General features: G+C 61.3%; 20 protein-coding genes and 2 pseudogenes. 19 read left to right on the forward strand and 3 right to left on the reverse strand.

From position 1 onward, the window contains the following. Positions 1–28 precede the first annotated feature (28 nt). The 12 genes from P3T25_RS18730 (at position 29) to P3T25_RS18785 (ending at position 14,743) form a co-directional block, all read left to right on the forward strand. Entirely contained in the window at positions 29–1,465 is a 1,437-nt protein-coding gene (locus P3T25_RS18730) for an amidohydrolase (protein WP_429358629.1), read from the forward strand. Continuing rightward, a complete protein-coding gene (locus P3T25_RS18735) occupies positions 1,408–2,283 on the forward strand; it encodes an alpha/beta fold hydrolase (protein WP_429358630.1) in 876 nt (291 codons plus the stop codon). Before P3T25_RS18730 ends, P3T25_RS18735 begins: the two co-directional genes overlap by 58 nt. Before the next feature lie 120 nt (positions 2,284–2,403). Beyond that, a complete protein-coding gene (locus P3T25_RS18740; protein ID WP_429358631.1) occupies positions 2,404–2,655 on the forward strand; it encodes a DUF4148 domain-containing protein in 252 nt (83 codons plus the stop codon). Positions 2,656–2,896: 241 nt separating this feature from the next. Continuing rightward, positions 2,897–4,507: an ATP-dependent acyl-CoA ligase gene (locus P3T25_RS18745; RefSeq protein ID WP_429358711.1), complete on the forward strand. Its 1,611-nt coding sequence runs from the start codon at positions 2,897–2,899 to the stop codon at positions 4,505–4,507. A gap of 144 nt (positions 4,508–4,651) precedes the next feature. After that, positions 4,652–5,977, forward strand: a complete 1,326-nt coding sequence (locus P3T25_RS18750; protein ID WP_429358632.1) for an MFS transporter — start codon at positions 4,652–4,654, stop codon at positions 5,975–5,977. 14 nt (positions 5,978–5,991) lie between these two features. Then, entirely contained in the window at positions 5,992–7,158 is a 1,167-nt protein-coding gene (locus tag P3T25_RS18755) for a thiolase family protein (RefSeq protein WP_429358633.1), read from the forward strand. Beyond that, positions 7,155–7,457 carry a Zn-ribbon domain-containing OB-fold protein gene (locus tag P3T25_RS18760; RefSeq protein ID WP_429358634.1) on the forward strand — a complete coding sequence of 101 codons (303 nt, stop codon included), beginning with the start codon at positions 7,155–7,157 and terminating at the stop codon, positions 7,455–7,457. The genes P3T25_RS18755 and P3T25_RS18760 overlap by 4 nt, the downstream gene beginning before the upstream one ends. Before the next feature lie 91 nt (positions 7,458–7,548). Continuing rightward, complete coding sequence (locus P3T25_RS18765; RefSeq protein WP_429358635.1) at positions 7,549–8,670, forward strand: porin; 1,122 nt, start codon at positions 7,549–7,551, stop codon at positions 8,668–8,670. 378 nt (positions 8,671–9,048) lie between these two features. Continuing rightward, positions 9,049–9,957 carry a LysR family transcriptional regulator gene (locus P3T25_RS18770; RefSeq protein ID WP_429358712.1) on the forward strand — a complete coding sequence of 303 codons (909 nt, stop codon included), beginning with the start codon at positions 9,049–9,051 and terminating at the stop codon, positions 9,955–9,957. 209 nt (positions 9,958–10,166) lie between these two features. Then, the gene (locus P3T25_RS18775) at positions 10,167–12,377 is read left to right on the forward strand and encodes a thiamine pyrophosphate-dependent enzyme (protein WP_429358636.1); all 2,211 of its coding nucleotides are present in this window, start codon (positions 10,167–10,169) and stop codon (positions 12,375–12,377) included. A 16-nt stretch (positions 12,378–12,393) separates the two neighbouring features. Next, positions 12,394–13,893, forward strand: a complete 1,500-nt coding sequence (locus P3T25_RS18780) for an indolepyruvate oxidoreductase subunit beta family protein (protein ID WP_429358637.1) — start codon at positions 12,394–12,396, stop codon at positions 13,891–13,893. A 70-nt stretch (positions 13,894–13,963) separates the two neighbouring features. After that, entirely contained in the window at positions 13,964–14,743 is a 780-nt protein-coding gene (locus P3T25_RS18785) for a cyclase family protein (protein ID WP_429358638.1), read from the forward strand. Positions 14,744–15,338: 595 nt separating this feature from the next. On the opposite strand, the pseudogene P3T25_RS18790 reads toward P3T25_RS18785, so the two are convergent. Further along, a pseudogene (locus P3T25_RS18790) lies at positions 15,339–15,995 on the reverse strand (IS6 family transposase); the annotation flags it as partial. Between the two features lie 130 nt (positions 15,996–16,125). Here P3T25_RS18790 and P3T25_RS18795 point away from each other — a divergent pair. After that, positions 16,126–17,265, forward strand: a complete 1,140-nt coding sequence (locus P3T25_RS18795) for an IS110 family transposase (RefSeq protein WP_154568000.1) — start codon at positions 16,126–16,128, stop codon at positions 17,263–17,265. Between the two features lie 266 nt (positions 17,266–17,531). On the opposite strand, the pseudogene P3T25_RS18800 reads toward P3T25_RS18795, so the two are convergent. After that, positions 17,532–17,606, reverse strand: a pseudogene (locus tag P3T25_RS18800) (IS6 family transposase); the annotation flags it as partial. A gap of 9 nt (positions 17,607–17,615) precedes the next feature. Continuing rightward, positions 17,616–17,789 (reverse strand): hypothetical protein, encoded by a 174-nt coding sequence (locus P3T25_RS18805; protein ID WP_429358639.1) that lies wholly within the window; start codon positions 17,787–17,789, stop codon positions 17,616–17,618. 342 nt (positions 17,790–18,131) lie between these two features. Between P3T25_RS18805 and P3T25_RS18810 the strand changes: the two genes are divergently transcribed. The 6 genes from P3T25_RS18810 (at position 18,132) to P3T25_RS18835 (ending at position 23,942) form a co-directional block, all read left to right on the forward strand. Continuing rightward, positions 18,132–19,043 (forward strand): LysR family transcriptional regulator, encoded by a 912-nt coding sequence (locus P3T25_RS18810; protein WP_429358640.1) that lies wholly within the window; start codon positions 18,132–18,134, stop codon positions 19,041–19,043. Positions 19,044–19,233: 190 nt separating this feature from the next. Next, on the forward strand, positions 19,234–20,370 hold the full coding sequence (locus P3T25_RS18815) for a porin (protein ID WP_429358641.1): 1,137 nt from the start codon (positions 19,234–19,236) through the stop codon (positions 20,368–20,370). Positions 20,371–20,433: 63 nt separating this feature from the next. Then, on the forward strand, positions 20,434–21,774 hold the full coding sequence (locus P3T25_RS18820) for an MFS transporter (protein ID WP_429358642.1): 1,341 nt from the start codon (positions 20,434–20,436) through the stop codon (positions 21,772–21,774). A 30-nt stretch (positions 21,775–21,804) separates the two neighbouring features. Continuing rightward, entirely contained in the window at positions 21,805–22,500 is a 696-nt protein-coding gene (locus P3T25_RS18825; protein WP_429358643.1) for a hypothetical protein, read from the forward strand. Positions 22,501–22,527: 27 nt separating this feature from the next. Further along, positions 22,528–23,556 (forward strand): zinc-dependent alcohol dehydrogenase, encoded by a 1,029-nt coding sequence (locus P3T25_RS18830; RefSeq protein WP_429358644.1) that lies wholly within the window; start codon positions 22,528–22,530, stop codon positions 23,554–23,556. 41 nt (positions 23,557–23,597) lie between these two features. After that, on the forward strand, positions 23,598–23,942 hold the full coding sequence (locus P3T25_RS18835) for a GFA family protein (RefSeq protein ID WP_429358645.1): 345 nt from the start codon (positions 23,598–23,600) through the stop codon (positions 23,940–23,942). Positions 23,943–23,991 lie beyond the last annotated feature (49 nt).

The following is a 23,991-nucleotide window of genomic DNA, read 5'->3' on the forward strand; positions in this document are numbered from 1 at the left end:
CTACCGATCCTGAACGAATGGAGGCTATGTGGAGCACGCAGCACAGGTGAAGCGTCTCGTCGAGGCAAAGCAGCAGCGATACGTTGAACTGGCAAATGAAATCTGGTCGTACGCCGAGATGCGCTACAGCGAATATCGCTCTGCCGAACTGCACGCGGCGCTACTCGAGGAAGAAGGGTTTCGCGTGACGCGTGGCGTGGCCGGACTGCCGACGGCGTTTGTGGCGGAGGCGGGCAGCGGCGGCCCGCTCGTCGGATTTCTGGGCGAGTACGATGCTTTGGCCGGGCTGAGCCAGGAAAGCGGCGCGCTGGTCTGCGTACCGGCCGCTGACGGCGTCAACACTAATGGACACGGCTGCGGCCATCACCTGCTCGGCGCGGGCGCACATCTCGCCGCAGTTGCCGCGAGAGACTATTTTGCCGCCAACAATATCGACGCCACGGTCAGGTTCTACGGTTGCCCCGCCGAGGAAGCTGCTGCCGGCAAGACCTTTATGGCGCGCGCGGGATTGTTCGACGACCTCGACGTCGCGTTGAGCTGGCATCCGTCGGTAGCGAATTCGGTGTTCATGAACGCCACGCTCGCGAACGTTCAGGCGTATTTCCGCTTTCACGGCAAGGCTGCGCACGCGGCTCTCGCGCCGCATCTTGGGCGCAGCGCGCTGGACGCCGCAGAACTCATGAACATCGGCGTCAACTACCTGCGCGAACACATGCCGGATCAGGCACGTGTACATTTCGCTTACATCAATTCCGGTGGCATTTCGACCAACGTGGTGCCGGTACTCGCCGAACTGCTTTATACAGTGCGGGCACCGCGCAGCGAAGAAGCGCGGGACCTGTTCGAGCGTGTCAAACAGATCGCAGCCGGTGCCGCATTGATGACCGGCACGCGTCTCGAGATCGTTTTTGATAAGGCGTGCTCGAACGTGCTGCATAACGACACGCTCGATCAGGTTCTCGACCGGAACATGCGGGCGCTCGGCGGCTTCGACGTCAGCGATCGCGACGTCGAATTCGCGAGGCAGATTCAGCAGACCATTTCGTCTGACGATTTCGAGAATAGCGCCCGTCACTTCGCGGCGGCGCTGCGCGACCCGCGTCCGATCGTTACGGACATCCAGCCGTATCGGGCCGACATGGTGCGCCCGGTGACAGGCTCGACCGATGTCGGCGATGTCACCTGGGTCGTTCCGACCACGCAATGTCTGACGTCCTGCTTCGCATGGGGAACAGGTTTTCATTCGTGGCAAATGGTCTCGCAGGGAAAGGCGACGCTGGCTCATCGCGGTATGTTGCTGGCGGCGCAGACGCTGGCGGCCACGGCCGTCGATCTGGTCGGCCAACCTGATGTGCTGCGCGCAGCAAAAGTGGAACTTGACGAAAAGCGCGGGCGCAAGCCTTATGATTGCCCGATTCCGCCGGAAGTCTTGCCGCCGCCGGCGCGTACTCAAGCGACCGCCTGAACCCACAGGCCTGGCACATCGACAGAGGATCATTCGTGCGCACTCTCAAGCTTTCCGGGCAAAGCGCGACGCTCCGATTCCATGACATTCCGGGGGGAGGCACGCCGCTAGTGTTTATCCACGGACTTGGCTGCGCGTCCTCGTGTGACTACCCGCAAGTGATTGCGGATCCGGCATTGACGAGGCGGCGCAGCATTCTGGTCGATCTGCTGGGATCCGGGTATAGCGATCGGCCTGAGAGTTTCGGATATCGCGTCGAGGACCATGCTCGAACGGTCGTCGAACTCATTCAGCGTCTCGAAACAGAAGTCGATCTCTTCGGTCACAGTATGGGCGGGGCGGTCGCTATCGTCGCGGCTACGCTGGCGCCTCGCCGGGTACGCCATCTGGTTCTCGCAGAGCCAAATCTCGACGCGGGCGGAGGATTGTTCAGTCGCGAGATTGCGGCCTACTCTGAATCTGACTACTTGTTGTACGGCCACGCGCAAACGGTCGCGACCGCATCGAAAGAGGGCGATCCCGTTTGGGCGGGCGCTCTCGCGATCTCCTGTGCCAGAGCAGTCCATCGTGCGGCGACATCGTTGGTAGAAGGCGATTCAGTGGCGTGGCGCGAATTGCTGTTCCGGCTGGAAATGCCGCGTTCAGCGATTTTCGGCGAGCGCTCGCTGCCGCATCCCGACGCGGACAGTTTATCGAGGATGGGTATCGCGGTCAGTATCGTGCAAAACGCGGGGCACTTCATGATGCGGGACAATCCCGCGGGCCTGGCGTCTGCCATCAATGAGGCCTTGCCCGGCGGGGATTCGGGTGATATTTGAATAATCCTTTCGAATACCTTTCGGTTAATTCACGCATTTCTGTCGCTGCGGATTCGCACCTATACTTGGCTGAGCGAGGCTGGCGCAACCTCATTTAGCGCCTCGCCAGGAGTGTGGATCATGAACATGCCTCGAATTGTGGTGTCGGTTGCCGCTGCGCTGGTTCTTCTCCCCGGGGGCGCGTTCGCGCAAACATCGAGCGATAGCGCTGTGACCCGGATGAAGGTGACGCAGGAACTCAGGGAACTGGTCGCGATTGGATATCAGCCCGACGCAGTACGGTATGACTATCCAATCGACCTCATTGCAGCAGAAAAGCGTCTCGATGCGAAACGCGCAACTCAGGGTAATTCCACTGTTCCAGCGCCGTAGTGGGAATACAGGGTTCGGCACGAATGCGTCGCTTTTGGCGATAGTTTATAAGGATTGCAGATTGAATTGGCGAACTGTAAAAACGCACCTTAGCCTGGTCGGTTGGACGAACTGAGCGTGCCACCCCAAAATCCGCCAGATTGATAGCGAGAGCAAAATTGATGAATTTGACACATGTCCGTCGCGAATCCTAGACTCGCCTGCATACATTTCAGGCGGGGACGACATGGGCAACATCCACATGCCAGCTGCGATTTGCAGCCAGGCGCCCGGGAGTAACACCACGAGACTCACGCTGCCGGAAATGCTGGCCGCTCGTGCGGCCCGAAACCCGCACGCACCGCTTTTCTCTGATCGCTTGACGCAATGGACCGGCGCCGAGGCGCTCGATATCGCTGCGCGCCGTGCGGGTTCGCTGGCCGCTCAAGGCGTGGGACGCGGTGACCGGGTGGTGCTGCTTTGCACAAATCGCAGCGAGTTCATGGAAATCATTCTGGGGTGCGCATGGCTCGGCGCGATCGCGGTTCCGATCAATACGGCTTCGCGCGGCTTGCAACTCGAACACATTCTGCGCAACTCTGGCGCACGATTGGTCGTTGCCGAAACCCATCTCGTCGACGCCGTTTACGCACTCGATCCCCGCGACCTGGCAGTCGAATCTGTGTGGCTGATTGGGGAAGAGCCGAGCGCAGCGCCGGCATACAGCGTTCGGTCTGTGCCGCTGCCGCCGCGGGGTGAACCGGTCGCAGCCGCAGAGCTTGCCGATAGCGATCCGCTCGCGATTCTGTACACGTCGGGGACGTCGGGATTGTCAAAGGGCGTGATCTGTTCGCACGCGCAGTTTTATTGGTGGGGCAGGCACACGGCAGATTATCTCGGCGTCACGGCCGGCGATGTGCTCTATACGTGCCTGCCACTCTTCCATACGAATGCACTGAACTTCTTCTTTCAGGCGCTCACGCACGATGCCGAGCTTGTCGTCGATCGTCGCTTTTCAGCGAGCGGTTTCTTCGAAGCGCTCGTTGAGACCAAAGCGACTGTCACGTCCGTGCTGGGCGCGATGGTGCCGATTCTGCTCAGCCGCGCCGTGTCGCCGAACGAACGCGCACACAGGGTACGCATTGCGCTAGCGCCGGGTGTGCCGGGTCAGTTCCAGCATGAGTTCACCGAGCGTTGCGGAATTGCATTGCTGGACGGTTACGGTTCGACGGAAACGAACTTCGTGATCGGCGCCCACATCGACGCACAGCGTCCCGGCTTCATGGGCAAGCTTACGGAGGGTTTCGATGCGCGCGTCGTCGACGAGCACGACCATCCCGTCCCGGACGGCGAGGCTGGCGAGCTGATTATCCGGGCGGACGAGCCATGCGCGCTCGCGAGCGGCTACTTCGGCATGCCGGAGAAGACGGTCGAAGCGTGGCGCAATCTGTGGTTTCACACTGGGGATCGCGTGGTACGCGAAGCCGACGGCTACTACCGTTTCATCGACCGGCAGAAGGACGCGATCCGGCGGCGCGGAGAAAACATCTCGTCCTACGAAGTTGAACAGGCTCTGCTGAGCCATCCTTCGGTTGAAATCGCCGCAGTATTCGCAGTGCGCTCCGAACTCGCCGAAGATGAGGTGATGGCGGCACTCGTGCTGTGCGATAACGCGACGCTGGAGCCACTGGATCTGATCCAGTACTGCGAGCCGCGTCTGCCGTACTTCGCTGTGCCGCGCTTTCTCGACTTTGTGCGCGAGCTGCCCAGAACGGAAAACGGCAAGATCCAGAAGTACAAACTGCGCGAGGCCGGTGTGACAGAGAGCACGTGGGACCTCGAAAAATCCGGCTACCGGCTCAAGCGTTCCTAGCGGCATAGCCTGGCGAGCTACTCATCTACGCCATCACCCTGGCGCGCTCGCGCGAAGCGAGCCGCTCACGCTCAGCCGTCTCGCAGCCTATAGATCGTCGCACCAGCCCATTTTCGTGCCGCATTGCGGCATACCGGAGACAGTATGGCAAGCACGCAAACCTTTCCCGCGCCTGACGTACAAGCCGTCAGCGGTGGGATCGATCAGAAGTCGTTGCGACGCATAGTCATGGCATCGGTCGCAGGCAATGCGCTCGAATGGTATGACTTCTTTCTCTACAGTACGGCGGCCGCACTGGTATTCGGCGAACTGTTTTTTCCGAAAGGCACCGACCCGTTGATCGGGACGCTTGCTGCGTTCGCAGGCTTTGCCGTCGGTTTTGCTGCGCGGCCGTTCGGCGGCGTACTGTTCGGCCACATCGGCGATCGCTACGGACGCAAGGGCGCGCTCGTGTGGACGCTATCGATCATGGGCGGCGCGACGTTTCTGATCGGCCTGTTGCCGACCTATGGCCAGGCCGGGCTGTGGGCGCCGGCGCTGCTTCTTGTGCTGCGCGTGCTGCAAGGTGTCGCGTCAGGCGGTGAATGGGGCGGTGGCGTGTTGATGATCAGCGAGTCGGCGCCGCCGGAAAAGCGCGGCATGTATGCGTCATGGAGCCAGATCGGTGTGGGCGGCGGCTTTGTGTTGTCGGCGGCGGTTTTCTTTCTCGTGCAAAAGCTGCCACACGACACGTTCATGAGTTGGGGCTGGCGCGTACCGTTTCTGCTATCGATCGTGATCTTCGGCGTCGGCGTCTACATCCGCTCGAGGTTGCCGGAAAGCACTGAATTCGCGAAGGCAGCGGCGGCGGGCAAGACAACGCACACGCCGGTGCTCGAAGCGATCCGCCGTCACCCGAAGGAGCTGCTGATCGCAATGGGCCTGCGCGTGGCCGAGAACGGCGGGTCTTATATCTTCCTTGCTTTCTCGCTTGTGTATGGGAAGTTCATCGGCGTGCCGAGTTCGGTCATGCTCGCGGGGGTGATGGTGTCGATGACCGTCGAGCTGGGCATGATGTTGGTGTGGGGCCGGCTATCCGATCGCATCGGCCGCAAGCCCGTGTACATGATCGGCGCGGTGGGGCTAATCGTCATTGCGCTGCCGTTCTTCTGGCTGATCGACACGAAGGTGCCGGGGCTCATCTGGCTTGCTTTCCTGCTGGCCAATGGCGTGTGTCATGGTGCGATGATCGGGACCCAGCCGAGCCTGATGGGCGAACTGTTCAGCACGGAGGTCCGTTATTCAGGCATGGCGCTGGGCCACGAGATCGCCTCCGTATTCGCGGGCGGCCTCTCGCCGCTCGTGGCCACCGCGCTGCTCGCGAAGTACCACGCGGCGTGGCCGGTTGCGCTGATGCTTATGGCTATGGGTGCGATTACCGTCGTGGCGCTTCTCTGTGCGCGGGAAACAGCGCAACGCTCCGCACGCTAAAGGGGAGATCGATCATGCAGTCACGCGACCATGCGGGGGTGTTGCTTTGCGGCGGGGTGGAAGTTCCCTATCGCCGCCAGGCGCCAGAAGGCACGACAGGCGATCTGCTGGCGGAAGCGTTCGCCGCAGCGCTGGCGCAATCAGGCTTCGCCGCCCATGAAGTAGACGGGCTGGGAGTGGCATCGTTCACCCTTGCTCCGGATCACGCGATCGACGTTGCCTGGCGCCTTGGGCTCTCGCCACGCTGGTGCATGGACGACTGTCACGGCGGCGCCAGCGCAATCAACCTGCTGCAACATGCAGTGCGCGCGATCCAGTGTGGCGACGCCAACGTGATCGTGCTCGTATCGGGTGATCGCTTCGAGCCAGCGGATTTCAAGCAACTCGTCGACCATTACAACCTGACGACGCGCACCTGGCTGCGGCCCCTCGAAAGCGGTGGGCCGAACGCGCTGTTCGCGATGATGACGCAGTTGCATGCGCAACGTTACGGTCTGTCGCGCGCGGATTATGGCGCGCTGTGCGTTGCGCAGCGAGCGTGGGCCTCGCGCAACCCGCAAGCCGTCTATCGTGCGCCACTGACCGTCGAGGCGTATCTGGACGCCCCGCTTGTAGCGGAACCGCTAGGACGCTTCGACTGCGTCCCGGTCGTCAGTGGCGCGAACGCGATCGTTCTCGCGCGCGCCGACCTCGCGAAGCACGACCGGCATGTCGCGGTGCGTGCGCTGCGCTGCAGCTATAACCCTGACCACCAGATGGGCGACGGATTGCAGACGTCGCTTGCCGCACTTGCGCCGACCCTGTGGCGCGACGCTGGCATGACGCCCGTCGACATGGATCTCGTGTCCGTGTACGACGACTATCCGGTGATGGTGCTCGTTCAACTGGCGGACCTGGGCTTCGCGCCGGACGGCGACATGCGTGCGTTGATCGCGCGCATTGCGTCGGAAGAATTGCCGGTCAATACGTCGGGGGGACAGCTTTCGGCCGGGCAGGCGGGCGCTGCTGGTGGAATGCACGGACTTGTCGAAGCTCTGACACAGTTGCGCGGTGAGGCTGGCGAGCGTCAGGTAGCGGGTGCCCGGCGGGCGCTAGTCAGTGGATACGGCATGGTCGAGTATCGCTACGGTATGTGTGCGAATGCGGTGGTGCTTGAAGCTTTCGATCGAGGCGCGCAATGAGCATAAAAGTTTTCCGCTGTACGCACTGTGGCACCACGCTATTTCCGGCTCGCTACCTGTGCCCGTCCTGTGGGGGCGCCGAGTGGTCGGCGCTCGACGCAGAGGGCGGTACCGTGACGGCGGCGACTGCCGTCCGGCGCCGAGTGGGTGCGGATAACGGCGGTGACATCCACCTGGCGAGCGTTGCCACAGACGCGGGACCGATTGTCATCGCGCGTCTCGACTCTCCTGTGGAGACCGGCGATGCAGTCAGTCTCGCACTGGATGCACAACACCGAATCGTTGCCCGTCGGCGTTGACATACCGCCGCGCGGCCGCTTCCGCGGCGCGCGTTACTAGCCGTTCAGTTACACCACTCGAAAAAAACGCTCACCGGGAATTGGAAAATTCATGAAGAAACTGCTTGCCTGTTCATTCGGTATCCTATCAATGTTCCAGGTAGCGCATGCGCAGAGCAGCGTCACCATCTACGGCATCATTGACGATGGTCTCACCTGGTCCAGCAACCAGAGCGGGCACAGCGCGTGGCAAATGCAAGGCAGTATCTCGCAAGGCAATCGGTGGGGGATGAAAGGCGTCGAGGATCTCGGCGGCGGCACTTCCGCGCTGTTCCGGTTGGAGAACGGCTTTAACGTCAACACCGGCGCGCTCAGCCAGGGCGGGCGCGAGTTCGGCCGCCTCGCTTACGTGGGGCTGTCGAATGACCGCTACGGTACGCTGACGCTCGGCCGTCAGGGTGAGGCGATTGGCGACTATATCGGTGCGCTGTCGGCCAACGGAACCTTGCCCGGCGGGATACTGTTCCCGCACCCGGGGGATCTCGACAACAACGGCATCGACTTTCGTCTGCAAAACGCGGTCAAGTACGTTTCGCCGACCTTCGCGGGTCTCACAGGTGTCGGTATCTACAGTTTCGGCGGCGCGCCGGGCAACTTCGCCAGCAACAGCGCGAAGTCGTTTGCACTGCAATACGCGACCGGCAACCTCCAGCTCGTCGGCGCGTATACGTCGATCGATCATCCGGCTACGGCAGTGCCGGACGGCGTCTGGACCGCCGGGAACACAGTGGACGGCAACTACGGTCTCGCGGCGGGCAGCTACAAGGTGTTCGGTGTCGGGGCGTCCTATACGATGGGACCCGCGCGCATCACGGCGGACTGGACCCACACACAGTTCGGCAATCTCGACCCCAGCCTGGGTGCGAAGATCGGTGGGCACGTGACCTTCAACATCGCTGAAATCGTGGGTAGCTATATGATCACCCCAGCGTTGCAACTCGGCGTCGCGTATAGCTATACCGAGGGCAATGTGTCCGCAACCGGGCAAGCCCCGCACTACCACGAGGCGGACGCCAGCGCGGACTATTTCCTGTCGAAGTCGACCGATGTCTACGCGAGCGCGACCTACATGCGAGCCGGAGGCGGCGCGGTTGCCGATCTCGCACCCGTGCTGGCGGCGTCAAGCTCGGCCAACCAGGTGGCATTGCGGATCGGGATTCGGAAGAAGTTCTGAGTTTCGGGTGGGACGGTATCCGCTCCAGCGGTAACCACGACCGAACGCATATCTTCGGTTGAATGAGCACGAAGCTGGCCTGCGCTTCCAGGTCAGCTCACAATGAAAAAGACAGCGCGACCGGAGCCACGGTTCGCTAGGCGTCTGTTTGCAAACAGCGCTCTCGTCGCCCGATCATACGACCCTACCATCACTTGACGCGTCTACAATAATGACCTGCGCCGCCCTCCGCATTGGCGTGGGCAACGTGAGTTCGGCGCACGCCAGGCCGCCATTTTCATTTCAGACAGTCCCTGATCGGGGACCGCCCCATGCGTTTGCAAGAAGTACGGGTGCGTATTGGTCACGCCGGTGATCTTTAAGAGCAAGGAATCCATTGTGGTGGACTTCAACGACGTTGACCTGAACCTCCTGCGTGTCTTTCAGGCAATTCTGGAGGAGCGCAGCCTGACGCGCGCCGGGCAGCGGCTGGGTCTGTCACAGCCCGCAGTCAGTTATTCGCTCGGGAGGCTCCGCTCACTCTTCGACGACCCGCTCTTCGTGCGCACCACCGGGGAGATGCTGCCTACCCCAACCGCAACGGAGCTATCTGCACCTGTCAACCGGGCGATCTCTTCGCTTCGTGAAGTATTCCGTCATGGCGATCGCTTTGACCCGGGTGCCAGTAGCCGGGAATTTCATCTGTCGATGTCCGACGTCGGCGAGCAGGTTTTTCTGCCGATCCTGTGCACCAAGCTTCAGCAAACCGCACCGTCCGTCAGGCTCTCAGTGCAGCAGATTCCCATCGCTGACACTGAAGAAAGGCTCAGGCTCGGACAACTGGATTTTGCAATCGGCAATATGCCGGCGCTCAAGCTGACGACGCAATACGCGCTGCTGTTTCACGAGCCTTATGTTTGCATGACGCGCAAGCGCACAGGCTTGCCTGCCAGACAGATCTCCCGCGAGAAATTTCTTTCCCTGTCGCACATTTCCGTTGGATCGAGCGAGAGCAGCCATCGCAACATAGAACACCTGCTGCAGGCGGAAGGCTTGCACCGAAGAATCGCGTTACGCGTGCCTCACTTCACGGTTGTCCCGCAGATCATCCAGCGCACGGAATGGATGGTCACGTTGCCACTGCGGGTGGCGCGCCTGTTCAACGAGCGAGGCGAGTTTGTTATCTATCCGCTCCCAGTCCAGATTCCGGAAGTTGAAGTCACCGTGCATTGGCACGATGCATTCGAGTCGGAGGAGGGCAATCGCTGGCTCCGCTCGGTGATTATCGACAGCCTTCACGAAGATTGATAGCACACGGCCGTCATAAACGATTTTATGCACGGTTCGAATTTGATTGATTAGGCTGACTCTCCTTCGCCACCTATACTGGGCTGCATTGAAAGACGCACTTCGGTGTGGACTAGTCCACGAGTCTGGATGAGTCCACACATGAAGGATTGCGCTGAAAGTCCTCGCGGGCATCTGCATTGCATAAATCTGGAAGGTAGAGAGACGCCATGGCTGAGCGGTCGTTTGTCGAAGAGGTGAAGAAGCTGCGTCTGGGTGCGGGCGAACTATTCAGCGGCGAGGGCATCCTGGCCGTGACCAAGGCGCTGCTGGAATCCGGAGTCGCGTACGTGGGCGGGTATCAGGGGGCGCCAATTTCACACCTGATGGACGTGCTGGCTGATGCGCAGGATATCCTCAGCGATCACGGCATCCGCTTCGAGAATAGTGCGAGCGAGGCCACGGCTGCCGCGTCGCTGGCCGCGTCGGTCAACTATCCGTTGCGCGGGGCCGTGACGTTCAAGGCGACCGTCGGCACTAATGTCGCCTCCGATGCGCTCGCGAACCTTGCGTCGGGTGGTGTGACGGGCGGCGCGCTTATCATCGTCGGCGAAGACTACGGCGAAGGTTCATCGATCATGCAGGAGCGTAGTCACGCGTTCGCGATGAAGTCGCAGATCTGGTTGCTGGACCCGCGGCCGAACTTGCCTTGCATCGTGCAGGCGGTGAAGGACGGTTTTGATTTGTCGGAGGCGAGCAATACACCGGTCATGCTGCAACTGCGCATCCGCGCTTGCCATGTGCATGGCCAGTTCATCGCCTCGGACAATCGCCGCGCGGCGTTCTCGATCAAGGATGCACTCGAAAACCCGAGTCGCGACGTCGACCGTATCGTGCTGCCGCCCGCGAGCTTCATGCATGAGCGTGAGAAGATTCATGAGCGCTGGCCGGCCGCGGTCAAGTTCATCGAAGAGCGGCAACTCAACGAGGTCTTCTCGGCTGACGCCGGCGAGATTGGCATTGCGATGCAGGGCGGCAGCTACAACACAGTCATGCGCGCGCTGGAACGCCTCGGTCTTGCCGACGTGTACGGCGATTCGGAAATTCCGCTGTATGTGATGAACGTTGCGTATCCGCTCATCGATTCGGAATGGGAGCGTTTTTGCAAAGGCAAACGTGCGGTGCTGGTGATCGAAGAAGGCCAGCCGAACTTCGTCGAGCAAAATGCGAGTTCGATTCTGCGGCAGTGCGGTTCGACCGTGGCGTTGCACGGCAAGGACATGCTGCCGCTTGCTGGCGAGTACAACACCGCTACCGTGCTCAAGGGCTTGCGCGCATTCTTCGAGCGCTATGGCGTGCTCGAACCGCAACCGGTTCCCCGAAAAGTTATTCCGGTATTGGCGGTCTCTTCCACGCCCCTCGCGGTGACAGAGCCCGCTGAAGCGGCGCAGGCCGAGGTTGCTCTCCACGATCCCGTTGCGGCGCTCGACGCCAATGTGCATGCGCGCCCGCCCGGATTCTGCACCGGCTGTCCGGAGCGCCCGATCTTTACCGCGATGAAGCTGGTCGAACGTGAACTCGGCGCGCATCATGTGAGCGCCGACATTGGTTGCCACCTGTTTTCAATTCTGCCGCCATTCAACCTGGGCGCGACGACCATGGGCTATGGTCTCGGCAGCGCGAGTGCTTCCGCGCTCAACGCGAGCGCTGACAGGCGCGCGATTTCCGTGATGGGGGACGGTGGCTTCTGGCATAACGGGCTCACGAGCGGTATCGCGAACGCGGTGTTCAACCGGAGCGACAATTTGACGATCGTGGTCGACAACAGCTACACGTCGGCCACGGGCGGCCAGGACATTCTTTCGTCGACAGCACTCAATCCGACACGCAGCACCGGTCACGAGATCGAGCAGGCGGTACGCGGGGTCGGCGTGAAGTGGGTGAAGACGGTGCGTCGTACTTACGACCTGAAGACGATGATGGCAACGCTGAAGGAAGCGCTCACCACCACCTCGAAAGGGCCGAAGGTACTGATCGCGCAGAGCGAATGCATGCTAAACAAGCAGCGCCGTGAGAAACCGAAGACCCGCAAGGCAATTGCGGCGGGTGAGCGCGTGGTACGCGAGCGCTTCGGTGTCGACTCTGACACCTGCACTGGCGATCACTCGTGTATCCGCTTATCCGGCTGCCCGTCGCTGTCAATCAAACCGAATCCCGATCCGCTACGTACCGACCCGGTTGCGAGCGTGCTCGACAGTTGCGTCGGTTGCGGGCTATGCGGCGAGGTATCGCATGCGGCTGTCCTGTGCCCGTCGTTCTATCGTGCGCAGATCGTCAGCAATCCGACACGCGTCGACAAGCTGCGCCAGCGAGTACGCAATGCGGTGATCGGCTGGTTGCAACGTCGTGATGCTCAGCGTCGCGCACGCTTTGCGTTCTGATTCAGGAGGGAAATAGATGAGCAACGCTCAGCCCATCAAGGTTGCCGTGCTCGCCATGGGTGGCGAAGGCGGCGGGGTGCTGGCCGACTGGATCGTCGATCTTGGCGAGCACAACGGTTACTATGCGCAGACCACGTCGGTGCCTGGTGTCGCGCAAAGGACCGGTGCAACGATCTATTATGTCGAGCTGTTCCCGCGCGAGTTGACCGGTTCGAGCAGCCGCACGCCGGTACTCGCGCTGATGCCGTTGCCCGGAGATGTTGACGTCGTGCTCGCGTCTGAGCTTATGGAGGCTGGGCGCGCAGTGCAGCGCGGTCTGGTTACGCCGGACCGCACGACGCTGGTGACGTCCACGCACCGCGTCTATTCGATCGGTGAAAAGGCCGCAATGGGCGACGGCCGTGTCGATAGCGATACGTTGATCGCCCACGCGAGGCAGGCGGCAAAGCGCTTCATACGCTTCGACATGGCAGAGGCTGCCGAGGCGACTGGCAGCGTGATCAGCGCGGTGCTGTTCGGCGCGCTGGCCGGAACGGGCGTGCTGCCGTTCAGCCGCAAGCAGTTCGCGGAAACGATCGAGCGTGGCGGTGTCGGTGTGAAGCCAAGCTTGCGCGCGTTCGACCTGGCCTATCTTCGCGGTGGTGCTGATGAGCCAACGGAGGGCGCGAAGGCCGAGGTTGTACCACCGGCCGTGCCCAGCCATCCGGTGGCCGCGAAACTGCTCGCACGCGTGCGGGCCGAATTGCCGCCTGAGGCGCAGACTTTCGCGATCGAAGGGGTGCGGCGCCTGATCGACTACCAGGACATCATCTACGCAGCATTTTATCTGGACCGCCTCTCCGAACTGCGCCGTGCGCTGCCAGTCGACGACGCGACTCTGCTGCGCGAGACCGCACGTTATCTCGCGCTGTGGATGTCATACGAAGACACCATCCGTGTCGCGGATCTCAAGACGCGCGGCTCGCGCTTCGAACGGGTGCGCGGCGAAGTGCGCGCCGAGGAGAATCAGTTGCTTGCGATCAACGAGTTCATGCACCCGCGTATCGAGGAAATCTGCGAGACGTTGCCAGCTGCGCTTGGCCGTTGGCTCGCTCAGCCGCATTGGGTACATCATTTGGTGCGGCGGTTCACGCGGTCGGGACGCGTCGTGACAACGAGTTCGTTGCGCGGTTATCTGACGCTGTATGCGGTTTCGCGTCTGCGCGGCATGCGCCGCAGCACGTTACGCTACCAGATCGAGCACGCGCGCATTGAAGACTGGCTGGAGCGGATCATCGAGACAGCGAAGCTCAATCCGGCGCTCGCTATCGAGGTCGCGCAGTGCCAGCGTCTCGTGAAGGGCTATAGCGACACGCACGCGCGCGGCCTGAAGAACTACCAGACGGTGATGGCGGCAGTCGTCAGGGCGGGCGCGAGAATTGCACCTGCCACGCTGCGCGAATTGCGCGACGCCGCTCTCGCCGATGAACACGGCAACCGGCTGCGTGAAACGCTGCGCCGATACGCTCTTGCATAAAGGCGACGGGAACGAGCGAAGTGCCTACTCCGTATGCGTGTAATAGCTTCTCAGACAAGGAGATTGAACGATGCATTCCTCTCTTAGTGAACTTGCCTCCGGCCTTGCTCGTGGAGATGTGCGAGTGGTCGACCTTACACAGACACTGTCACCCGAGTTTCCCGCGCTTCAGCTCCCTCCGCAGTTCGGGCAGGTGTGGGCGTTCAAGATGGAGACGATCAGCCATTATGACGAGAAGGGGCCGGGCTGGTATTGGAACAATTTCTCCTGTGGTGAGCATACGGGAACGCATTTCGATGCACCTGTCCACTGGGTAACTGGAAAGGATCATCCACACAACTCTGTTGATACGATCGATGCACGCAACTTCGTGGCGCCCACGGTCGTAGTCGATGCGAGCGCGGAGGTCGCCGAGAATCCGGACTGGCTGCTGACTTCCGGTTATCTCAGGAGGTGGGAAGAGCAGCACGGTCGGATACCTGCGGGCGCGTGGGTTCTGTTCCGTACCGACTGGTCAAAGCGTACCGATCCGGCTGAATTTCTAAATCTGAGAGACGATGGGGCGCACACGCCAGGTCCGACGCAGGAAGCGGTGGAGTGGATGATTCACGAACGCGACGTTCACGGTTTTGGCGTGGAGACAATCAACACCGATGCAGGCCAGGCCTATGCCTGGTCAATCCCTTACCCGTGCCATACGTTGATGCACGGCGCAAATCGCTACGGTCTTCAATGCTTGACCAACCTCGATCTCCTGCCTCCGACCGGCGCGATCATCGTTTCGGCTCCACTTAAGATAAAGAATGGCTCGGGCAGTCCGCTTCGCGTCCTCGCTTTGGTGGCGAGTTAGCTTGGTGAAGTAAATCCGTTCCGTCCGACGCGCGACAGACCACAGTTCGCTATTCACAGTGTTGGAGCTCACAATTGCCGCTAGCCGTGTCAACGAAACTGCTAGCGCCGAATTTGTCGTAAAACGTCATACATACCTATCGAAAAGTCGAAAACCGAGCGACTTTAGGTTGTTGTAGCGATACAACGACTGAGTCACGCGTTGTCCACTAACGTTGCTAGCGTCGCTTCCATGTTCTTTAATGCTGCTAGCGCGTCCTTCCTGCGTATTGAGGGCAGACATGGCTTCCTCAGAAGAGATTGAAGCTCGGGCAGCGAAGATAGCGTCAGTGCTGAGACCGCTAGGAAACGGCGTGCTTTCCCGGGAGCAGGCGAAACGAGCGGCGCAATTGCTCAACGTTCACTGGGCGACTGTCTATCGCTTGCGTCGCCGCTTTCTCGCGAATCCTGTAACGAGCACCCTGCAGCCGTCGCCTTGCGGTCGCATACCAGGCGGGCGACTGGACGCCGCCGTTGAGACGGTCATCGACGATGTCGTGCAGGCATTGTCACGTTGGCTGATCGACGGCGCAAATCTACAGAGGACGCGTATCAGCTCAGACGGCTGAGGGATTCTGGGTGAGTTCGGTGAAACGATGCCATGCGTCAAAACGCTGAGCGAGCTGTTTGCGGTAGAGAGAAGCGCGCAGCAAATGTCGCTTGAGCGCGAAGTGCTGCCGGATCGGTCCGAAGCTCGAGAGAAACACCTGGGTGCGCTTTGGGTCGCGAAACCCGCGCAAGAGCCGCTCACGTTCACGCGTAGGTTGATGGGTATTCTCGGCCCGATTGTTCACGCGGGCTGCAGCCTTAACGAACACGTGTCTGGCGTTTGCCAGCTCGGGGATCCTGGACTTCGCGGCCGGATAACTGCGCAACTGGTCGGTGACGATCCTGCGCGGCACCGGGCACGAACGAAGCACGCGCCTGAAGAATCGTTCGGCTGCGGCCGTGTCGCGCCGCTTCTGCAGCAGGATATCGAGTTCGGCGCCGTGCTCGTCGACGGCTCGCCACAGCACATAAGGCTCACCGCGCAGCCTCACGAACAACTCATCGAGATGCCAGGTACTGCCCGGTTTGCGTCGCACAGCCTTGGCGCGATACGCGAACCCCGTGCCAAATTTATCGCACCAGCGGCGAACGGTTTCGTAACTCACCACGACGCCGCGCTCGAAGAGCAGCTCTTCAATGTCGCGCAAGCTCAACTGAAACCGGAAGGCAGTATGACTTTGCGTGAGGCAAGGGCTGGCCCGCCGTGGGGAAACTGAACGCGGGTTAGCATTGCTGTCAGAGCCGCACGGGCGTGGACTGGGCCATGCCCCGGCGATTTCCTCCACGGAGGCCAGCATGCGAAACGATAGCACGGTGTACGTTGGACTGGATCTTCACAAGGACTCGATCACGGTCGCCTACGCGATCGACGCGGGCGAGATCGAGCTGCTGGGCAAGACCGGTACAACCGGGGCCGACATCGATCGCCTGTGCACACGCCTGCAATCCAAGGCGCCGCACGTGCGCGTCGTGTACGAGGCAGGTCCATGTGGTTACGGGCTGTACCGTCAGCTCGTCCAGAAGGGCTTCGACTGCATGGTCTGCGCACCTTCACTGATCCCGCGCAAGCCGGGCGAGCGCGTAAAGACCGACCGGCGTGATGCCATCAAGCTGGCGCGCTCGCTGCGCGCCGACGACCTGTCGGCCGTGTACGTGCCCGGCATTGAAGACGAGGCATTCCGGGATCTCGCCCGCGCGTGGGCGGCTGCCCGCGAGGATCTGCGACGTGCACGGCATCGACTGAAGTCGTTCCTGCTCGCGCATGGCGTCCGATATACCGGTAGCGCAAACTGGGGCGAGGCGCACCGTCGCTGGCTGGGCCGCTGTTCGTTTCCCAGCGCCTGGCAGCACCTTGCCTTTGACGAACACCGGCGCACGATCGAGGACCGGCTTGCGCAGTGCGCCCGTCTCGAAACAGCCCTACGCGAAGCGGTGATCTCCTGGCGCTTCTATCCGGTAGTGCTGGCCCTGCAGGCCATGCGGGGCGTCCAGTTCGTTACCGCCGTCGGGATGATTTCAGAAGTAGGCGACCTGTCCCGCTTCGAACACCCGCGTCAGCTGATGGCCTGGCTCGGCGTAACGCCATCCGAGCATTCATCGGGAGGCAAACGCCGCCAGGGCAGCATTACCAAAACCGGCAACAGCTACGCCCGAAGACTGCTGGTCGAAGCGGCCTGGAGTTACCGCCATCCTGCCCGCGTCAGTCCGGAAATCCAGGCCCGTCTCGAAGGTCTGCCCAAGGCCATCATCGACCGCGCCTGGGACGCCCAGGTGCGGCTGTGCCGACGATTCCGCCGGCTGACCGCGCGAGGCAAGCCCATCAACATCACGGTCGTGGCTATTGCCCGTGAACTGGCGGCGTTCATCTGGGACATCAGTCGACTGGCCATGGCGCTTGCAATACCTCGCAGCAAACCGCCCGCGGCCTGTGTGTGATTTCCCGAACAACGGAAGGAGTTTCCTGAAGGCGGCGCAGCCCGGCATCCGAGCAACCCGCGATGGTATTACGCAACGGGCATCACCAACTTGCGGCGGAAGTTAGCGGCAGGCTCATGAGGCGGACCTCTGTAATGCGGTATCCAACCCGCGGATGTCAGTGCGATCCACCGTCGAGACTTACTGCTGCGCCGCCCTCAGGAAATTCATGCGTCGATGCAACAACCTGAAACCCAATGTCGCGATTGACACGCGAAGTCATATCAGTACCAGCGCACGGCGCAGCTGATAACAGCGGCCGGAAAGCGATGACCGCGATAAAGCGATTTTGCATTCTTCATCGCTCAATCTTACGCGACTGCCTCAGCAACGTGACAATGCCCTTCACGGTGCGCTGCCAGAGCCGCCCGGATCTGTAGCGGATCGTTCGTTAACGGCCGCTGGTAGAGAACCCGGTCAGCGTCATCGCTGACCACCACCGCACTGTTGTTCGAGTGCAGGTCGATTCCACTAAACTTGTTCATGCCGGCCTCCTGTGCGTCAAGTCGGTGGGTTTGCACCCTGACTCTACGCCGACCGTTCTACTGGAACGGGGGCAGGCCGGCTACATGATTATCAGCACCCGTCGAACGGATAATGCAGGTGTTTGAGCACTCGGGCCACTGCCGGATTCAACGTCTTCATCGCGCTTTCAGGTGTTCGTGTCGTTCCGCACATAATAACGGAGCGCCTTACTGCAACAGATCCACGCGGCTTCAGCCCGGAACGGATCGCTGCTGACAGTTATACTTGAAAGGGCGAAAGTCACGATCAACTGACCTGGCGCATGGCAGTTTAATTGCGAAAACTATCGGAAGCGGTTACATATGGACAGCGTAGACAACGTTCGCGCGTTTCTCGCCGTGGCGGAGATCGGTAGCTTTTCCGGTGCGGCGCTGCGGTTGAACGTAGCAGGCTCGGTGATCACCAAACGGGTTGGTGCGCTCGAAAAAGAACTGAACACGCTGCTGTTTCAACGCACCACACGCAGTTTGCATCTGACCTCGAGCGGAAGGGAGACGGTTGCGCTGGCGCGCGATTTCCTTGCCTCCTATGAGCGCCTGATGAGCGGCCCCGTCGACGGCGGCCCGGCGCTTACGGGCCGATTGCGGATCAAGGCACCCTCGTCATTCACGAATCATTTTCTCGGTAAACTGCTGAACGATTTTTTCCGTGCACATCCGAAAGTCGACATCGAGTTGCAATTGCGGAACCGGCCGGTCGATCCCCTGCTCGAGGGTTTCGATTTCGTGATCACGGGTTTGCCGGTCGCCTATGACGGCGTCGAGGAATTTCCACTCTGCCCGTTCAAGCGGCTCGTCTATGCGTCGCCGGCGTATCTGGAGAAATACGGCGAGCCGGTTCATCCATCCGAGTTGCCTGCGCATCAATGTCTGCTCTATTCGTATCTCAGCCCGGTCCGTACGTGGACCTTCGACGAACATGGCTCGGGCCGCATCGACGTGGCCGTCAACAGTGCGTTCTCGACCAATGACATCGACGCGATGCATCGCGCTACCGTGGACGGTCTCGGCATTGCGGTGCTTCCGCGTTACCGCGCGAAGGCGAGTGTCCAGCAGGGTCAACTCGTACAGATCCTCGCCGGTTTCGAGCTGCCTGACTTCTGGATCAAGGTGCTACGCCCGGTGGATCATAACAATCCGAAGCTGTTCCACGCGCTGCTCGATTTTCTGACGCAGGGTCTCGCCGAGCTCGCCCGCGAGGACGATTTCCTCTGAAGTGTGTCGACGTTTCCGGCCGCGCGCGCCGATATTTTCCAGAAACCGTGTTCTGAACTTCTCGTTTGCTGCTATTTCCGGCCGCCCGTTTCGGCGATCATTTTCCTGACAGGCCGCTCATTACCGGGTGCCCTGGTTAAAAAAAGAGGGTGCGCCAGCCGCAACCCCGGATAACGAACAGGAGACGGAAGTGAAACATCTGGTTGCTTGCCTGCCATTGGCGGCGTGCGCGCTAGCGCACGCGCAAAGTAGTGTGACGCTATACGGGGCGGTGGATAGCGCACTCACCTATACCAACAATCAGGGCGGCAAGTCAGCCGTGCAAACCTATAGCGGCGGGCGCGCCGGCGACAAGTTCGGTCTGCGTGGCGTGGAGGATCTAGGCTCGAATCTCAAGGCGATCTTCGTGCTCGAGGCGGGCTTCAGTGTCGAGACGGGGGCCTTTCAGCCCGCCAATACACTCTTTGGCAGACAGGCGTTCGTGGGCCTGAGCGGCGACTGGGGCAATCTCTACCTGGGCCGTCAGTACTCCATGACCAACGACTACTTCGTGCCGCTGAGCACCAGTTTTCTGTTCGCAGGCGGGCTCGGCGCCACGCTCGGCGATATCGACGGTTCGTGGAATTACAACAAGATCAGCAACGTGATCAAATACGAAAGCCCGATCTATCGGGGCTTCAATTACAGCGCGATGCTGAGCCTCGGTGGTACGCCGGGAGATTTCTCGCACGACAGGACTTACGGCGCAGGCGCGCAATATGTAAATGGCGGCCTCACGCTTGCGGGCGCGTACATGAACATGCGAACGCCGGCTACCTCGATTTTCGGTGCGGGCGCCTCGCCGGTGGCGGGCGGGGCCTTTACCAATCCGGTTACCAATCCGATCTTCCAGAACTATGTGACTGCAACCAGCCAGCAAGTGCTCGGCGGCGGCGCGAAATACGTATATGGCCGCTCTCAATGGTCGTTTCTGTATTCGAATGTGCGCTTTCTCGACATTGTCCGAACGGCGTCGAATCGTACGGCGCCCGCGAACGCAGCGTTCAACAACTACCAGGTGAATTACGCGTTTAATTTCACGCCGGCCACAATGGGCGCCGTGGCATGGCAGTACAGTGTTTCGCCGGGCGGTCACTACAACTCGCTGGAAGCCGGCACAGCCTATCTCTTCTCGAAGTCGACCTACGTGTACGGCATGGCCATCTGGCAACACGCGAGTGGCGTCGATTCGACCGGCAAACAGGCTGTCGCGGATCTGTTCGGATTGTCGCCGTCGAGCAACTCGAATCAACTGGCTCTGCGGGTGGGCCTCAGAAAGCTCTTCTAAGAGACCGGCGTCGACGCGCCGAACCAGGCGCGCAAAATAGGATGTGAGCAGGAGACATGCAGCATGATGCAGAACGATTTGATAGATGTGCAGGAGTTTGTCGACACGCAGCCGATCAGCCGCTTCCAGTGGCTGGTCGTCGTGCTTTGCTTCCTGACGGTGGCGATCGACGGTATCGATATCGGGCTCGCCGCTTATATCGCGCCGTCGGTGCGTGCGGCGTGGGGGCTGACGGTCAACCAGCTCTCGCCGATTTTCCTGTTCGGCCTGATCGGCATGATGGCCGGCTCACTGATCTTCGGCCCGCTCGCTGACCGCCGCGGAAGACGGCCGGTGATGCTCGCGTCGGTCGCGTTTTTCGGTTTCGCGACGCTGTTCAGCCTGCTAACCACCAACGTGACGGAGCTGGCGTTGCTGCGATTCGTCGCCGGCGTCGGCATCGGTGGCGCCACGCCGACCGCGGTCACACTGACGGCGGAATATGCCCCCGCGCGTCGGCGCCTGACCATCATCACGATCATGCTGTGCGGCAATTCGCTCGGCTCGGCGCTCGGCGGGGTGGTGGCCTCGCAGGTGATCTCGCGCTTCGGGTGGCACGCTATGTTGATCGTCGGCGGTGTGACGCCTTTGCTGCTGCTGCCGGTGTTGTGGTTGTGGCTGCCGGAGTCGATGCGCTTTCTCGCGCTGCGCCGTCCGAACCGGCAAGCGGACCTGCGTGCTTTCGGCCAACGTATCGCGGCGGCCACGGTGCGGGCGGATAGCCACTTCCTCGCGCGCGAACCGGAGCGACTGCGCTCGGCGGTGCGCGAACTGCTGGTGGCACCTTATCGCCGTGGCACGCTGCTGCTGTGGACGACCTTCTTCATGGGCCTGTCGGTGCTGTATCTGATGTCGAGCTGGCTGCCGACCATCATCACCCATTCCGGCGGCACGATGAAGACGGCGGCGCTGACTACTGCGCTCTGGTCCGTCGGCGGCACGTGTGGCGGTCTGTTGCTCGGCCGCGTCATGGATCTGGCGACGCCGCATCGGGTGCTGGGTTGCGCGTACTGTCTCGCCGGCGCCGTGATCTACCTGGTCGGGCAGACCTACACGACACCCGCGGTGCTCGGCCCAATTGTTTTTCTCGCGGGCTTTTGCATCAGCGGTTCGCAGGTCGGCATCAACGGTCTGGCGGCGACTCACTATCCAACAACCAGCCGTGCGACCGGCGTGGCATGGGCCACCGGGATCGGCCGTTTCGGATCGATGCTCGGCTCGGTGATGGGGGGATTCCTGCTGTCGTCGGGGTTGGGCTATGAGACTTTGTTCGTGCTGGTCGCGGTGCCCGCGCTGATTGCCGCGCTGTGCATGTTCAGCATGCCCGCAGCCGCGCCGCGTGTGCTGCACGCACGCCCATCCTGAGGTGTTTTCGATTAGCTGGAGTGTTGCATCATGGCCATTTCCGGTCCCGCGTTTCTCGCGCTATGGAACGACGTCAGCGCTGAATCCGACGCGGAATACAACCGTTGGCATACCGACGAGCATGTGCCCGAGCGGGTCGGCATTGCCGGCTTCATCGCCGGCCGCCGCTACCGGTCTTCGGTGCCGGGGCAGCACCGTTACTTCACGCTGTACGAGACCGAAACGTCGGCGGTATTCGATTCGGCAGCCTACCTCGACGTGATCGAACGGCCCACCGCATGGTCGGCGTCGATGCGGCCTCTGCTGAAAAACGTGGTGCGTGCGACGTGCGACACCGTCGCGTCCACCGGCAACGTGTCGGGACAGGCCATCGCTTGCGTCCGGATCAGCGTGACCGAACGGTTCGATGGACGGGCGCTGATCGATGCATGCATGGCGTTGGCCGGCGTGAGCTCGGCGCATCTTGGGCAGTCCAGATCGTCGGTCCCGGACGCATTCGAGAGATGGTCGAATGCGGACGACCCGACGCACGTGCTGCTGGTGGAAGGTGTCGACGAGGTTCCGTTGAGAGCGCACCAGGCGGCGCTCGGCGAGCTCGCGCGCCGGTTTGCTGGAGCCGCACGGCCGGCTGTCGTTGACGCCTACGAGCTCGTCTTCGATATCAGGCATTCGCAGGTGGATGCGTCGTTGCGGCGATCCGTACCAGCCTCCGATTCGCCGCTTTGAATCCGATACTGTTGTCAGGAGCAACTCATGCAAGCATTACAAAAAACTGCCGCCGCGTTCGGCCTCGAACTCCGGGAGGTTGCGCCGCCACAAGCGCCCGCCGCGCACGAAGCGATCGTCGACGTGGTCGCCGCCGGTATTTGTGGCAGCGACGTCCACATCTACGACTGGTCGGGCGGTTACGACTTTCTGAAGCAGGCGTTACCGGTAACGATCGGTCACGAGATTGCCGGCAGGATTGCGAGTGTGGGCGAGGGCGTCGTCGATCTTCAGGCGGGGCAGCCGGTCGTTGTGATTCCGTCCGTCGAGTGCGGTGTATGCAGCTTTTGCACGGCAGGGCGGCTCGACGAATGCCGTGATCGTCGCGGCATCGGCATGTTGCGCGACGGCGGCTTTGCACGGTCCGTGCGCGTGCCGGCGATCAACTGCCTCGCGTTGCCCGGCGATCTCGATCTCGGAATCGCGGCGCTATGCGAGCCGCTGTCGATCGGACTGAGCGCGTTGAAGGTCGCCGACGTGAAGCGTGGCGACAAGGTGCTCGTGATGGGGCCCGGTACCATCGGGCAGGGCATCGCGTTTCTTGCAAAGGCGTGCGGCGCGGACGTGGTGGTAGCCGGCTACGACGACAGAGAGCGGCTCAATGGGGTGCAGGCGCTTGGCATCGACAAGACACTTGATCTAAAGGAACAGCGACTGTCCGATGCGAAGCAACTGAGCGGCGCAGACGAGTTCGATATCGTCATCGAGGCGACCGGTGTGCCGTCGACAGTGCAGGCCGGCCTCGATCTCTTGCGGCCTTCGGGCGCGATGGTGATCTGCGGCATTCACGGTGCGCCGGTCAGTTTCGACGCGGCTAAACTCGTGCGTAACCGTCATCAGATTCGCGGTACCTACCGCGCTTCTCGCGCGACATGGGTGGAAGTGCGCGATTTTGTCGTCGAGCATCATGCCGCGCTAGTGCCGATGGTCACCCATCGGCTGCCGCTTGCCGATGCGCTCGAAGGTTTCGAAATGGCGCGCAACAAGATCGGCTCGAAAATTTTGCTGATGCCGTGAAGATGGTGCGGCGCTGCCGACGTGCTCAAAAAGGAGGAAGGATGCCGCGCTATACAGCTTCGTGCCATTGCGGTGCAATCAGGTTTGCCTTTGACGCGCAGATCGACGAACTCGTGATTTGCAATTGCTCGTTATGCACGAAACGGCACGCGACGATGGTGAGCGTGCCGAGCGATAGTCTGCAGATCCTGGAAGGACACCGTGCGTTGAGTGCGTATCGATGGAATACCGGCCAAGCCCATCATCACTTTTGTTCGACTTGTGGCATTTACACTTTTCATCAGCGGCGCATAGATCCTGCCATGTACAGTGTGAATGCGTTCTGCGTCGACGGGCTCGACGTGTCAGCGATTCCGCTGCGGCACGTGGACGGAAGAAGTCGTTAGTCTCCCGTGAAACCCGCTACATTTTCTTGACGTTCTGTGATTTTCTCGG

The sequence above is a fragment of the Paraburkholderia sp. GAS32 genome (genome assembly GCF_050434225.1).
Classification (GTDB): domain Bacteria; phylum Pseudomonadota; class Gammaproteobacteria; order Burkholderiales; family Burkholderiaceae; genus Paraburkholderia; species Paraburkholderia madseniana.

What these genes read in the sequence shown, in the direction of transcription:
- P3T25_RS18755 (WP_429358633.1), top strand. Translation starts at nt 5,992, where the DNA reads ATGCAGTCACGCGACCATGCGGGGGTGTTGCTTTGCGGCGGGGTGGAA.
- P3T25_RS18775 (WP_429358636.1), top strand. Translation starts at nt 10,167, where the DNA reads ATGGCTGAGCGGTCGTTTGTCGAAGAGGTGAAGAAGCTGCGTCTGGGT.
- P3T25_RS18810 (WP_429358640.1), top strand. Translation starts at nt 18,132, where the DNA reads ATGGACAGCGTAGACAACGTTCGCGCGTTTCTCGCCGTGGCGGAGATC.
- P3T25_RS18760 (WP_429358634.1), top strand. Translation starts at nt 7,155, where the DNA reads ATGAGCATAAAAGTTTTCCGCTGTACGCACTGTGGCACCACGCTATTT.
- P3T25_RS18795 (WP_154568000.1), top strand. Translation starts at nt 16,126, where the DNA reads ATGCGAAACGATAGCACGGTGTACGTTGGACTGGATCTTCACAAGGAC.
- P3T25_RS18805 (WP_429358639.1), bottom strand. Translation starts at nt 17,789, where the DNA reads ATGAACAAGTTTAGTGGAATCGACCTGCACTCGAACAACAGTGCGGTG.
- P3T25_RS18780 (WP_429358637.1), top strand. Translation starts at nt 12,394, where the DNA reads ATGAGCAACGCTCAGCCCATCAAGGTTGCCGTGCTCGCCATGGGTGGC.
- P3T25_RS18750 (WP_429358632.1), top strand. Translation starts at nt 4,652, where the DNA reads ATGGCAAGCACGCAAACCTTTCCCGCGCCTGACGTACAAGCCGTCAGC.
- P3T25_RS18740 (WP_429358631.1), top strand. Translation starts at nt 2,404, where the DNA reads ATGAACATGCCTCGAATTGTGGTGTCGGTTGCCGCTGCGCTGGTTCTT.
- P3T25_RS18745 (WP_429358711.1), top strand. Translation starts at nt 2,897, where the DNA reads ATGCCAGCTGCGATTTGCAGCCAGGCGCCCGGGAGTAACACCACGAGA.
- P3T25_RS18825 (WP_429358643.1), top strand. Translation starts at nt 21,805, where the DNA reads ATGGCCATTTCCGGTCCCGCGTTTCTCGCGCTATGGAACGACGTCAGC.
- P3T25_RS18830 (WP_429358644.1), top strand. Translation starts at nt 22,528, where the DNA reads ATGCAAGCATTACAAAAAACTGCCGCCGCGTTCGGCCTCGAACTCCGG.
- P3T25_RS18835 (WP_429358645.1), top strand. Translation starts at nt 23,598, where the DNA reads ATGCCGCGCTATACAGCTTCGTGCCATTGCGGTGCAATCAGGTTTGCC.
- P3T25_RS18765 (WP_429358635.1), top strand. Translation starts at nt 7,549, where the DNA reads ATGAAGAAACTGCTTGCCTGTTCATTCGGTATCCTATCAATGTTCCAG.
- P3T25_RS18785 (WP_429358638.1), top strand. Translation starts at nt 13,964, where the DNA reads ATGCATTCCTCTCTTAGTGAACTTGCCTCCGGCCTTGCTCGTGGAGAT.
- P3T25_RS18820 (WP_429358642.1), top strand. Translation starts at nt 20,434, where the DNA reads ATGATGCAGAACGATTTGATAGATGTGCAGGAGTTTGTCGACACGCAG.